Source organism: Lacihabitans sp. CS3-21 (assembly GCF_024343675.1).
Taxonomy (GTDB): domain Bacteria; phylum Bacteroidota; class Bacteroidia; order Cytophagales; family Spirosomataceae; genus Leadbetterella.
In genome coordinates this window covers 109,829-121,177 of sequence record NZ_RJUD01000105.1, presented here as the reverse complement: position 1 = coordinate 121,177, position 11,349 = coordinate 109,829, and the positions used below count along the sequence as shown (strand labels likewise).

Annotated in this window: 11 protein-coding genes; 7 read left to right on the top strand and 4 right to left on the bottom strand. The window is 39.1% G+C overall.

Going from position 1 to position 11,349, the window contains the following annotated elements:
• Positions 1 to 21: 21 nt before the first annotated feature.
• The 3 genes from EGI24_RS18985 to EGI24_RS18975 all read left to right on the top strand — a co-directional run bounded on the left by EGI24_RS18985 (position 22) and on the right by EGI24_RS18975 (position 1,794).
• On the top strand, positions 22 to 387 hold the full coding sequence (locus EGI24_RS18985; protein ID WP_255047477.1) for a type II toxin-antitoxin system VapC family toxin: 366 nt from the start codon (positions 22 to 24) through the stop codon (positions 385 to 387).
• 1 nt (position 388) lies between these two features.
• The gene (locus EGI24_RS18980; RefSeq protein ID WP_255047478.1) at positions 389 to 850 is read left to right on the top strand and encodes a GNAT family N-acetyltransferase; all 462 of its coding nucleotides are present in this window, start codon (positions 389 to 391) and stop codon (positions 848 to 850) included.
• Between the two features lie 116 nt (positions 851 to 966).
• Positions 967 to 1,794, top strand: a complete 828-nt coding sequence (locus tag EGI24_RS18975; RefSeq protein WP_255050153.1) for a DUF481 domain-containing protein — start codon at positions 967 to 969, stop codon at positions 1,792 to 1,794.
• Between the two features lie 52 nt (positions 1,795 to 1,846).
• Here EGI24_RS18975 and EGI24_RS18970 read toward each other — a convergent pair whose 3' ends face one another.
• The 3 genes from EGI24_RS18970 to EGI24_RS18960 all read right to left on the bottom strand — a co-directional run bounded on the left by EGI24_RS18970 (position 1,847) and on the right by EGI24_RS18960 (position 5,610).
• On the bottom strand, positions 1,847 to 3,448 hold the full coding sequence (locus EGI24_RS18970; protein WP_255050152.1) for a C1 family peptidase: 1,602 nt from the start codon (positions 3,446 to 3,448) through the stop codon (positions 1,847 to 1,849).
• A 118-nt stretch (positions 3,449 to 3,566) separates the two neighbouring features.
• Positions 3,567 to 4,721 (bottom strand): caspase family protein, encoded by a 1,155-nt coding sequence (locus EGI24_RS18965; protein ID WP_255050151.1) that lies wholly within the window; start codon positions 4,719 to 4,721, stop codon positions 3,567 to 3,569.
• 109 nt (positions 4,722 to 4,830) lie between these two features.
• The gene (locus EGI24_RS18960; protein WP_255050150.1) at positions 4,831 to 5,610 is read right to left on the bottom strand and encodes an alpha/beta hydrolase; all 780 of its coding nucleotides are present in this window, start codon (positions 5,608 to 5,610) and stop codon (positions 4,831 to 4,833) included.
• 67 nt (positions 5,611 to 5,677) lie between these two features.
• Between EGI24_RS18960 and glpK the strand changes: the two genes are divergently transcribed.
• Positions 5,678 to 7,174, top strand: coding sequence for a glycerol kinase GlpK (gene glpK, locus EGI24_RS18955; RefSeq protein WP_255050149.1), 1,497 nt, complete (start codon positions 5,678 to 5,680; stop codon positions 7,172 to 7,174).
• Position 7,175: 1 nt separating this feature from the next.
• A complete protein-coding gene (locus EGI24_RS18950) occupies positions 7,176 to 7,964 on the top strand; it encodes an HpcH/HpaI aldolase/citrate lyase family protein (protein ID WP_255050148.1) in 789 nt (262 codons plus the stop codon).
• Between the two features lie 81 nt (positions 7,965 to 8,045).
• Here the strand turns inward: EGI24_RS18950 and EGI24_RS18945 are convergent, their stop codons facing one another.
• Entirely contained in the window at positions 8,046 to 9,428 is a 1,383-nt protein-coding gene (locus tag EGI24_RS18945) for a DEAD/DEAH box helicase (protein WP_255050147.1), read from the bottom strand.
• A 140-nt stretch (positions 9,429 to 9,568) separates the two neighbouring features.
• Here EGI24_RS18945 and dinB point away from each other — a divergent pair, with 140 nt between their 5' ends.
• Together dinB and EGI24_RS18935 are read left to right on the top strand one after the other, a co-directional pair.
• Positions 9,569 to 10,642, top strand: a complete 1,074-nt coding sequence (dinB, locus tag EGI24_RS18940) for a DNA polymerase IV (RefSeq protein WP_255050146.1) — start codon at positions 9,569 to 9,571, stop codon at positions 10,640 to 10,642.
• A 73-nt stretch (positions 10,643 to 10,715) separates the two neighbouring features.
• Positions 10,716 to 11,228, top strand: a complete 513-nt coding sequence (locus EGI24_RS18935; protein ID WP_255050145.1) for a DUF1761 domain-containing protein — start codon at positions 10,716 to 10,718, stop codon at positions 11,226 to 11,228.
• The last annotated feature ends 121 nt before the right edge of the window (positions 11,229 to 11,349 follow it).

Below are 11,349 nucleotides of genomic sequence, written 5' to 3'. Positions count from 1 at the left end.
TAGAGAACTTCCTAGAATTTGATGAGAATAATAGACAGTAATATTATAATTTACTCCGCCCTTGATGAATTCAGCTATCTAAGAGAATATTTGAAAGATTCACAAAACTATGTTTCTAAATTCTCTGAAATAGAAGTTTTAGGCTATCATGGACTAAAACCAAGTCAAAAACAATATTTCGAGAGTGTTTTTTATAGTTTAAATGTGATTCCTATTACGGACCCCATTGTTCGAAAAGCAATCGACCTAAGGCAGCAGAAAAAAATGACTGCTGGAGATTCATTAATTGGTGCAACTGCTTTGATTAGTAATTTTGAAGTCATTACTAGAAACTCCGCAGATTTTGATTGGATAGAAAACTTAAAGGTTCACAATCCTATTAAATAACATGTTCCTCGAAAACTACCGATTTGAAAAAGACGATTACTTTATCTGCACAGATAAAACTCTGCTGGATTTTGAGGTGATTCATGGCTACCTTAAACGCTCCTATTGGTCAGAGAACATTCCGCTCGGAATCGTCAAAAATGCGGCAAAACATTCGGTTACTTTTGGTATTTATACTTTTGAAAACGTGCAAGTGGGCTATTGCAGAGTGGTTACAGATCAATCTTCATTTGCATATTTGGCAGATGTTTTTGTATTGGAACAGCACCGTGGGTTGGGTTTGTCGAAGTTTCTGATGGAGTGCATTATGGGAATTCCAGAATTTAAAAACCTCAGAACTTGGCTATTGGCCACTAATGATGCACACGGACTTTATCGCCAGTTCGGATTCGATGCTCCCAAGTTTCCAGAAAAAATAATGCAGATTTCTAGGCCAGACTTGTATAAAAATATGGGTGAATAATTACCATCCCTAAAATGCAAACGGTTTTTAAATAAGTTACTCTGGGTGATTTTTTGATTGTGAAACTAAAAAATAAAATTAGTTTTGCATCCAATAAAGATAAGCCCTGAAAACCCATGAGAAAAATATGCCTTTTGGCCTTTTTATGTATTTCTATTTATCAAGTTTCTGCCCAGACCGATTCTACTCAAACTACTCAAGAAATAGCCGAAGATGAGGAAGAAGAGGGCGACGAAATGCCTTCGACCGAAGAACGTGAAGCTCTGCCTGAATGGTATTATTCGTTTGGTGCTGATGGTGTCTATAATTCGGGAAATGTAAATAGACAATTGCTGACCCTGAGAGCATCTTTGAATTTTGAAAAACCCACATCCATTTGGGGATTCAACACCTCACCAAAATATCAGTACGGTCGAAACAACAAAATTTTGCAGGAAAGAGAATTCTACGCAGATTTAAATAACACACTTTTTTATTCACAAGCAGATGTTTATGGACTTGTTTTTGGATCTTATGAAGAAAGTAACCTTCGGAAAATCAATTCTAGATTTATGCTTGGATTGGGTGTGGGATATAAAATAATTGGCAGTAAAAACCACCCAAATAGTCGTGTGAAACTGGGAATAAGCAATGCGTTTTTGAAAGAGAAAACTGATTTTTATACAAGAGAGGATAGAAACATTTGGCGAAACTCTACGAGAATAAAGTTGAAGGCAGAGCTGATAAAAGACAAGTTGTTTTTCAATAATGTCACATTTTTCCAACCTTCTATCACCAGTAACTATTTAAGATGGAATGCTTTCTCTCAAATTCAACTAAAAGTGGCTAAGCACATTTCGTTTACGGCTGCTTTGGAAAATAGCTTTGAAAATATAAATACCGAAGGTGTAAAAAACACACAGGTAAATGCGATTCTTGGATTTACCTACAGTCAGTCTAATTGATTTTTAGTAAATAAGAAAGACACGACCAAAATCTGATCGTGTCTTTTTAGTTTTATTCTTCTTCCTCTGTTTCTTCTGAGCTCTCTTCTTCGGCTTCCTCTTCTTCGTCAGATTCCTCCTCTTCCTCGTACTCTTCTTCTTCGTCTTCCTCTTCTTCTTCCTCCTCCTCTTCTTCCTCTTCGTATTCTTCTTCTTCGGCTTCCTCTTCTTCTTCAGCTTCCTCCTCCTCTTCTTCCTCTTCGTATTCTTCTTCTTCGGCTTCCTCTTCTTCTTCAGCTTCCTCCTCCTCTTCGTATTCTTCTTCTTCGGCTTCCTCTTCTTCTTCAGATTCCTCCTCCTCTTCGTATTCTTCTTCTTCGTCAGACTCCTCCTCCTCGTCAGATTCTTCCTCCTCTTCTTCGGACTCTTCCTCAGATTCTTCTTCCTCTTCTTCGTCGTACTCCTCTTCTTCTTCTTCTTCGGACTCTTCGTCAGATTCTTCTTCCTCTTCGTCGTACTCCTCTTCTTCTTCAGTTTCTTCTTCCTCTTCTTCAGAGTCTTCTTCTTCTTCCTCTTCTTCGTACTCTTCCTCTGAGTCTTCTTCCTCTTCGTCGTACTCCTCTTCCTCTAAGCCTTCAAACTGACTTTCGTATTCTTCTAGTATTTCGTCATATTCTCCTTCACTTTCGTATTCAAGTTCTTCAAATTCTTCCGGTATTTCTTCATCATACTCTTCCACTTCAATGCCATCCAATGGGTCAAATTTGCCGTAATCATCTGGTTTGTAATACACAAAATTTTCTCGATTATATCCTCTGCCGTTATCTACAACCGACTTTTTGTCTTCTACCCATGTGTCTTCTGACTCAGGTATGGGTGTTGATCGCCCAAAAATCCAACAGTCACCCATGTTGAACTTCGGATTAATTAGGTATTCATAGGGCATGTAACAATAACCGCCATCTCCCCATTTGTCACCCCAAGAGTTCCTTACAATAAACAGTTTGTCTACTTCAGAATAACCCACGCAAAGCATGGCATGCAAACCATGAGCACTTCTTGACGCCTCGGTTGGAGATGGCATAGGCACAACACCTTTGTTTTTGTTGCAGGTATCAAAAGAAGGGAAAAGGGCTATTCCAAACACAATCGGATAGCCTTCTGCCAAGCATCTCTTCCAATCGTCTAATCTTACTGGTACAAACTTGGTCTTTTCTATCTTAAAGTTGGCAGCTGCCACAAAAGATTTTTCATGTGGTTTGGTGTTAACTTTTGTTTGATCATAAGGCCAAGTTTCTTCTCTACAAGCACCAATTTTCATCAGACTGTCTACTGCGTACTGAATATGACTACCTGAGTCTTTAATTTCTTTGCCACTTCTTAGTCGGGCATTGTAGTAAATAAATAGTCGGCTTACGTCAAAAGCTTTTTTAGCCAAATATTTTTTAGCCAAGTACTCGTAAGCACCTGCTACTGCATTGGCGGTGCAGCTACTGAGTCTTTTTTGGTCTTCTACTTGCGTCATGTGTGGCCGTAAATCTACCTTTGGGGGTAGTTTTTGACCTTTTATGGTTGATGATGCTTTGTATTTTTGAGCACCTGAACTTGGGGTCATGTATGAATACCCCGAAATCTCACGGTCGTCGCCACCTTGATTTTTGAAACTTAATTCCATGGTTGATTTTATCAGTGGTTTACCACCATTTTTTAGTTAGAGATAAATAAAATTGTGGGAGCTTAATTGCGGTTCGTAAAGCTATGCAAATGAATTGCATTATGGATATCAAAGACTGCTACTTTTTTATTTTTTCGGGTGAAACCCATTCGTCCCATTCACTTCCATAGCCTTCATATCTGATATAATGTAAGCAGGAGAATTTTTTAAAAACTCGGGCTTTCATCCATTTTGCGTCATAAGTTGAATATACTCTTACTGTTGCACCAATAGGAAAGTCTGATTTACAAACAAAAGGCTTTGCCCTTTTTGCAGCCACCCATTCTATTTCATTGTTGGTATAGCTATAAAACCTGACATTTAGGCCTTTTGCGGGGTCTGTGGCGGTTACGAATCCCAGATAATCCTCTCCGTCGTAATCAACCCATATGTGTTCGCCAATTTTTTTGTCTTTTCTTTTCGAAAGTCCACTGCTAATCACCAGATTTTTCAAGTTTTGAGGAACATAGTAGGCTGCCTTTTGTCCTTCCACTATCGCCATTTCTTGGTCAATATATTGGGCAAGTTCTATTAATGATATATTACCACTGTTGTCGATGTCCACAAAGTTTTTTCCTTGTAAGCCATACAAAAGAGCGTTTGAAAAAGTCCAGTTACCCGTTGAAAGATCTTTCGGAACAACAGAGTTCAAGGCCACGAAGTTTTTGGTTTTGTATTTTTGTGCTTCATCTGCCAAGCCACCTGAGTTACAGCAGTCAGCCGTAAAAAAGGCTGTTTTTCCAGCAAAATTCTCATCTACTGCTTTCACGATTTCGTTGGCTGTCCAGTCGCCGCCTGAGTAATTGGCAAAGCAGACCTTTCCTTTGTCATTGTGATAGCCATGGCCGCAATAATAAAAAAACAACTGGTCCTCTTTTTTGGCTTTTTTAAGGAAATTTGCAAAGGTCTTTTTGACTTCGGATGTGGTTGCTTCTTTGTCTTTTAAGTAAACAATATGGTCTGCGGCAATGCCACTGTCTTGTAGAAATTTCAAGATTTTGGCATCTACTCTACCTCTTTTGTCAAAGGAAGCAAATTCGTTTTTATCGGCCCATTCCAACACACCTACCATAAAAACCCAAGTGTTTTTGTCAAAATTGGTCTTAGTTTGGGCGTTTATTTTTAAAGAAGAAAGAAAACACAGCGTCAGAAAGAGTAGTTTTTTGAAGTAACCTTTTAAGGTTTGAGCGTTAAATTTCAATGGCGTTTTTATTTTACTGGTTTGGCTATTCAATTTGTTTCAGGGCTATTTTTGTGCCAAAAGTATATCAAACTTTAATATTTATTTCTTTACAAAATGTTAATGACGGTTTTGGATTTTGGGCTTGACAATTTCTATTAAATTATCTCAATATTTTTTTAAGTTCGGTATGGTATTTTTCAAATTCAGCCAGGTTTTTATGTTTGCCATTCTCTATTGTAATTAGGTCACATTCAGTCATATGTGATAGTTTTTTGCCAGAAGAATATGGCACTACGGCGTCTGCCGTGCCATGGAAAATAACAATGGGCATATTTACGTCATTAATCCATTCGTTGGTAGGAAATTTATAGGTCAGTATTTTTTCAAACGGAATGAAAGGCAACCATGATTTACCTACGTCGGCCATATTGTAGTAGGGTGTCTCCAAAATCAATGCATCTGCTTTTCTGTTTTTGGCCACAAATGTTGCTATTCCTGTCCCAAGTGATCTACCGTAAATGATAACTTTTTTGTCTAGATATTCTTTTACTATTTTATCAAAAAGAAATACTGCATCCTTCAATGTTTCTCTTTCTGTGAATTTTCCTGAACTCTTGCCAAATCCACGATAATCATAAAAAAAAACATCATAGCCTAGCTGAGTAAAGTCTTTTGCATGCCTTCCCCATCTTTGCAAATTATCCGCATTACCATGGTTATAAAAGACCAAGCCTTTTGAGTTTTTTACTCTAAATAATAGACCATTGATTTCAGTATTGGTTTCTGATGAAAAATTAATTTCCTCGAAGGATTCATCAAATCTATAATTATATGACTTCGGTAGTTTTACCGGATGCAAAATGAGAATATCCTGAAAAAATAATACTATTATGCCTAGAAGAGAGCATGTAATTATCAGAAATTTGAAGAATTTCAACATTTTTGAGTTTAGGTTTATTAAAACCAATTTTTGCACTAATTTAGGGATTATTTTAAAATCAACCTTAATGAAATTAATTGCCTCCATTGACCAAGGCACTACCAGTACACGATGCATTTTTTTTGACAAAAAAGGAGAAATCGTATCGGTAGCCCAAAAAGAACACGAACAGATTTACCCGCAACCTGGCTGGGTAGAACACAACCCGGAAGAAATCTGGAAAAATACGCAAGAAGTGATAGCCCAAGCTCGTATAAAAAAGGGAATCAAAATAGAAAACATCGTTGCCTGCGGTATTACCAATCAAAGAGAAACGGCTGTTGTTTGGAATCAACGCACGGGTAAAGCTTATTATAATGCCTTGGTTTGGCAGGATACCCGCGTGGGTAAAACGGTAGAAAAACTTGAAAAGGAAATTGGAAGCGACTGGATAAGGGCAAAAACTGGTTTACCTTTGGCTACTTATTTCAGTGGACTAAAAATTCAGTGGTTACTCGAAAACGTGGATGGACTACGTGAAGATGCTGAAAAAGGAGAGGCCATTTTCGGGAACATGGATACTTTTTTGGTGTGGAATTTGACGGGCGGTATAAAAGGTGGAATCCATATCACCGATGTAACCAACGCTTCCAGAACTCAGTTGATGAATCTCGAAACCCAAACTTGGGACGACGAAATTCTTCAGAAATTGAACATTCCCAAGGCCATGTTGCCAGAAATAAAACCTAGCAGTATGAAGTATGGCGACATCACTGCCGAGCCATTGGCTGGTGTCCCGATTGCAGGAATTTTGGGCGATCAACAAGCGGCCTTGGTTGGACAAACTTGTTTCAAGCCCGGCGAGGCTAAAAATACGTATGGAACGGGTTGTTTTATGTTACTCAATACAGGTGAAAAAGCCATTCCATCTAAGTATGGCCTATTGACTACCGTTGCTTATCAATTTGAAAATCAACCTGTTCATTTTGCTTTAGAAGGTTCTGTGGCCATAACGGGAGCTTTGGTGCAATGGGTGAGAGATAATCTAGGCTTGATAAAAGAAAGTAGCGAAATTCAGACATTGGCGGAGGCTGTGGATGATAACGGAGGAGCCTATTTTGTACCTGCCTTTTCGGGATTATATGCTCCATATTGGGAAAATACCGCCCGTGGCGTGGTGGCAGGTTTAACAAGATATGTAAACAAAAATCACATAGCGAGAGCAGTTTTGGAAGCCACTGCTTATCAAACGCTCGATGTCTTAGAAGCCATGGAAAAAGACGCCGGTATAGAAATAACCTCGCTCAGAGTGGATGGCGGTATGACTGTAAATGAGCTTTTGATGCAGTTTCAGTCAGACATGCTCAAAGTACCTGTCATCAGGCCAATGATGATAGAAACTACAGCACTCGGTGCAGCCTATGCGGCTGGTTTGGCAGTGGGTTATTGGGAAAATTTTGATGACTTGATTGCCAACTGGGGTGTAGATAAAACCTGGACGCCAAAGATGGACGATACATTGAGAGACAAGAATTTTAAAGGTTGGAAAAAAGCCATTGAACGTTCATTAAACTGGGAAGATTGAAATGCAAAATAAGATAAAACAAAAATGGGCCAATGGTGACCCCGTTACCAATGCTTGGATAAGTACGCCCAGTTCATGGTCGGCTGAAATAATGGCCAGTGTGGGTTTTGATGTGATGACGATTGACGCTCAGCATGGTTTAGCTCCTGACTTGACCACCATGTTGCCGATGCTACAAGCCATCGAAGGTAGTGGAACTGTGCCATTCGTGCGATTGCCCGACAACAATGCCGCCTACATTATGCGAATGCTAGACGCTGGTGTGGTTGGGTTGATATGCCCGATGCTCGATACTGCAGAAGAAACTGCCGCATTTGTAAGAGCAGCCAAATATTACCCAAAAGGAAACAGAAGTCTCGGGCCTACCCGCTCAAACGTAGTTTATGGAGAAGATTATGCCAGCTATGCCAACGATTTTACTATAACACTGGCGATGATAGAAACTCCTGATGCTCTTAAAAACATCAGAGAAATGGCCAAAGTGCCTAATTTGGACGGGTTTTATGTAGGGCCATGGGATTTGAGTATGTCGTTAGGGTATGAAAAACTGGCCGATTTTCAGGACCCAAGTTTTTTAAATATACTAAAAGAAATATTGGCAGTTGCCACTGAGCATAATCTTGTGGCCGGTATTCATGCCGCTACACCTCAAAACGCACGTCTCTTTGCCGATTTGGGATATAAATTTGTGACGATGATCAACGATTCTTCTGCTTTAAAAGCGATTGCCAAAACAACCCTTGCAGAGTTTGAAGGTTCAGGAGAAAAGGGGAAATTGGGCAGTTACTGAGTTCTTACTTTTGAAAAAATCATTATTCTGGCTAATGTAATCCCTGAATTCATATGAATTTGCGGATTATATTCGCCAAATTTAGTATTTCTTCTTAAAATTACCCTTGCTTTGTGGTTTTTTAGCGTTGCTCTTTGGTTTAGTTTTTGGAGCTTTTTCCTTGGCTTTCTCTTTGGCTTTTGCTTGAGCTTCTCTGAGTTTTATAAACTTTTGATTCTTTTCTGATTTTTCGTGGAACGCTCCCCTGAAATCTGGGTCTTCTTTTTTGCGTTGCTCATCCATTTCACGGAGCATAGCTTGACTTTCTTCAAACTCCGTTTCTTCTATTCGTACTTGTGATGGAAGCTCTAAAATGGGCACTGTGGTACGAATAATCTTCTGAATTTTGTTCAAATGATATTCTTCTGAAGGCAACAAAAAAGTGATGGCTTCGCCTTCTAATTTTGCTCGGCCTGTGCGGCCAATTCTGTGTACGTAGTCTTCATAAATAAGCGGCACATCAAAGTTTATCACATGGCTCACTGCATTTACATCAATGCCTCTTGCCGCCACGTCGGTAGATACCAAAACTTTGATTTTGCCTCCACGGAAGTCTTCCACGGCATTTATTCGAGTATTTTGGCCTTTGTTGGCGTGAATTACCCTTACACTATTGGCACCTAAAACCTTTCTTTCCAAAAACTTAAAGACGTTGTCGGCCACGGTTTTGGTTCTGCAAAAAACCATCGCTCGGGTTATCACGTCAGAGTCAAGCAAATAGCCCAAAAGATTTATTTTTGTTTTAAAATTGGGTACATGGTAAACGGTCTGCGTAATCGTGCTAGCTGCTGTGGCGGATGGCGTAATTTCAATTTTTAAGGGATCTTCAAGAAACTCTTCTGAAAGCTTTTCTACCCTTGGCTGAAATGTGGCCGAAAACAAAAGGTTTTTCCTTTTGCGTGGTATAACCTCCAATATTCGACGAATCTGTGGCATAAAACCCATGTCCATCATTTTGTCGGCTTCGTCGAGTACCAAATATTGAAGACTTCTGGTATTTATTTCCCCCAAAAGATACAAATCCATGAATCTTCCAGGTGTGGCTACTATGATATCTATCCCTTTTTTGAGTGTTTCTATTTGAGTTTTTGGTCCTAAACCACCAAAAAGAGCTACATGTCGTATATCGGTATACTTTGCGAGTTCAACGATTGAAGCATCAATTTGCATCACCAACTCACGCGTAGGGGCGAATATCATACAGCGGGCATCTTTGCCTTGTGCATATTTGATTTTCATCAAAATTGGCAAAAGGTAAGCCGCAGTTTTGCCTGTACCCGTTTGTGCAATTCCCAACACGTCGTGGCCTGCTAATATCAAAGGAATAGCCTTGTCTTGAATCTCACTGGGCTCAGTATAACCCAAATCGTCCACAGCTATAAGCAGCTGTTTATTGAGGTCAAATTTCTTGAAGGTGTTTTCCATAATATACAATTTGGGTGCAAAGATACCAATAAAATAGCGAATCGACTTAGATTTTACTCAAACCAACAGCCAGTTTCAGAGAAGTCATCAATAAAAGATTCTTAAAAATTTCTACTTTTGCCAAAATCAAACAATAAGATTTGCCAAACCTTCGCAAAATAATACACATCGACATGGACGCATTTTTTGCATCTGTGGAGCAGCGTGATAACCCTGAGTTACGAGGAAAACCCGTAGCTGTGGGTGGCAGTGCCGAACGTGGCGTAGTGGCAGCAGCCAGTTATGAAGCCAGAAAATTTGGTGTAAAATCGGCTTTGCCTTCCAAAACGGCCAAGCGTCTGTGCCCGTCCTTGATTTTTGTAAAACCCAGATTTGATGCATATAAACAAGTTTCCATGCAAATCAGGGAGATTTTTGCTGAATATACGGATCTTATAGAGCCACTTTCGCTAGACGAGGCATATTTGGATGTTACCGAAAACAAAAAAGGTATAGAAACCGCCACCCAAATAGCGACCGAAATTCGGCAGAAGATTTTTGAAAAAACACAATTGACGGCTTCGGCTGGTATTTCATTTAATAAATTTTTAGCCAAAACGGCTTCCGATATCAACAAACCCAACGGCCAATGTGTGATAAAACCCAGCCAGGCGGAGGCATTTGTGGAGACTTTGCCCATTCATAGATTTTATGGAATAGGACGAGTAACCGCCGAAAAAATGAAAGCGATGGGTATAAATTCAGGCAAAGAACTAAAGGAACAATCTCAAGAGTTTTTGGTGAAAAATTTCGGAAAAGTAGGTAAATATTATTTCGAAATTGCCCGTGGACAGGATCATAGAGAAGTAGTAGCCGAACGAGAAACCAAGTCGGTAAGCGTAGAAAATACGTTCACAACAGATTTAGAATTGGTTTCTGAAATTTATGGACATTTATACCAACTCACCGACTCGCTTTTGGTCAGAACCCAAAAACACCATCTGGTGGGTAAAACACTGACTATAAAAATAAAATATGCTGATTTTGAGTCAATTACAAGAAGTAAGACACTTGAAAATGGGTATTTTCAGAAAGAAGAAATAAACAAAACCATTGATTATTTGATAGAAAATCTACTGCCGTTTCCGAAGGGAATTAGACTTTTGGGACTAAGTGTTTCTAATTTTTTAGAAGAGGAAACTGGAAATGGAAAGCAACTGAAACTTGAACTATAAGCCAGATTTTTTTGATAAATAAGTAGAATTTTGTAAATCGATAAACATTATTAACCTCTAAATATTAAAACCTATGGAAATTGTAAACTGGTGGGCTGTGATTGTTGCGGCATTTGTAAACTTTATTGTTGGATTTTTATGGTATAATCCCAAAACATTCGGTAATGTTTGGATGAAAGAAGCAGGAGTGACAGAAGAAAGTATAAAAGGTGCTAACATGGCTGTTATTTTTGGTGTTTCATTGCTTTTTGCATTTATGCTTGCCTCGACTGTAAACTCTCTGGTGATTCACCAAATGCACCTGTTTTCTATTTGCATGAACCAATTGCAAGGAACTGACGAGGCCGCCAAAACATTAGCTACTGCTGATATCGCTGACTTTATGGCGAAATACGGCAACGAGTTCAGGACATTCAAACACGGGGCTTTTCATGGATTAATGTACGCTTTATTCTTTGTTTTACCAGTTATTGGTACCAACGGACTTTTCGAGAGAAAAAGCTGGAAATATATCTTTATCAATGTGGGCTATTGGACAGTAAGCCTGATGCTGATGGGTGGAATTATCTGTGCTTGGCAGAAATAATTTAGGTAGAATATTTTTTGAAACACAAACCACTCGTTCGATTGGTTTGTGTTTCCAACCAACCCAACTTTGTATCTTTACAAACATTCCGAATCTATTTTGACCCGAATTCTCCATAAAA

Excerpts from the sequence above, each read along its gene's own strand:
- EGI24_RS18935 (WP_255050145.1), top strand. The coding sequence starts at position 10,716 with ATGGAAATTGTAAACTGGTGGGCTGTGATTGTTGCGGCATTTGTAAAC.
- EGI24_RS18950 (WP_255050148.1), top strand. The coding sequence starts at position 7,176 with ATGCAAAATAAGATAAAACAAAAATGGGCCAATGGTGACCCCGTTACC.
- EGI24_RS18985 (WP_255047477.1), top strand. The coding sequence starts at position 22 with ATGAGAATAATAGACAGTAATATTATAATTTACTCCGCCCTTGATGAA.
- EGI24_RS18980 (WP_255047478.1), top strand. The coding sequence starts at position 389 with ATGTTCCTCGAAAACTACCGATTTGAAAAAGACGATTACTTTATCTGC.
- EGI24_RS18960 (WP_255050150.1), bottom strand. The coding sequence starts at position 5,610 with ATGTTGAAATTCTTCAAATTTCTGATAATTACATGCTCTCTTCTAGGC.
- glpK (WP_255050149.1), top strand. The coding sequence starts at position 5,678 with ATGAAATTAATTGCCTCCATTGACCAAGGCACTACCAGTACACGATGC.
- EGI24_RS18945 (WP_255050147.1), bottom strand. The coding sequence starts at position 9,428 with ATGGAAAACACCTTCAAGAAATTTGACCTCAATAAACAGCTGCTTATA.
- EGI24_RS18975 (WP_255050153.1), top strand. The coding sequence starts at position 967 with ATGAGAAAAATATGCCTTTTGGCCTTTTTATGTATTTCTATTTATCAA.
- EGI24_RS18970 (WP_255050152.1), bottom strand. The coding sequence starts at position 3,448 with ATGGAATTAAGTTTCAAAAATCAAGGTGGCGACGACCGTGAGATTTCG.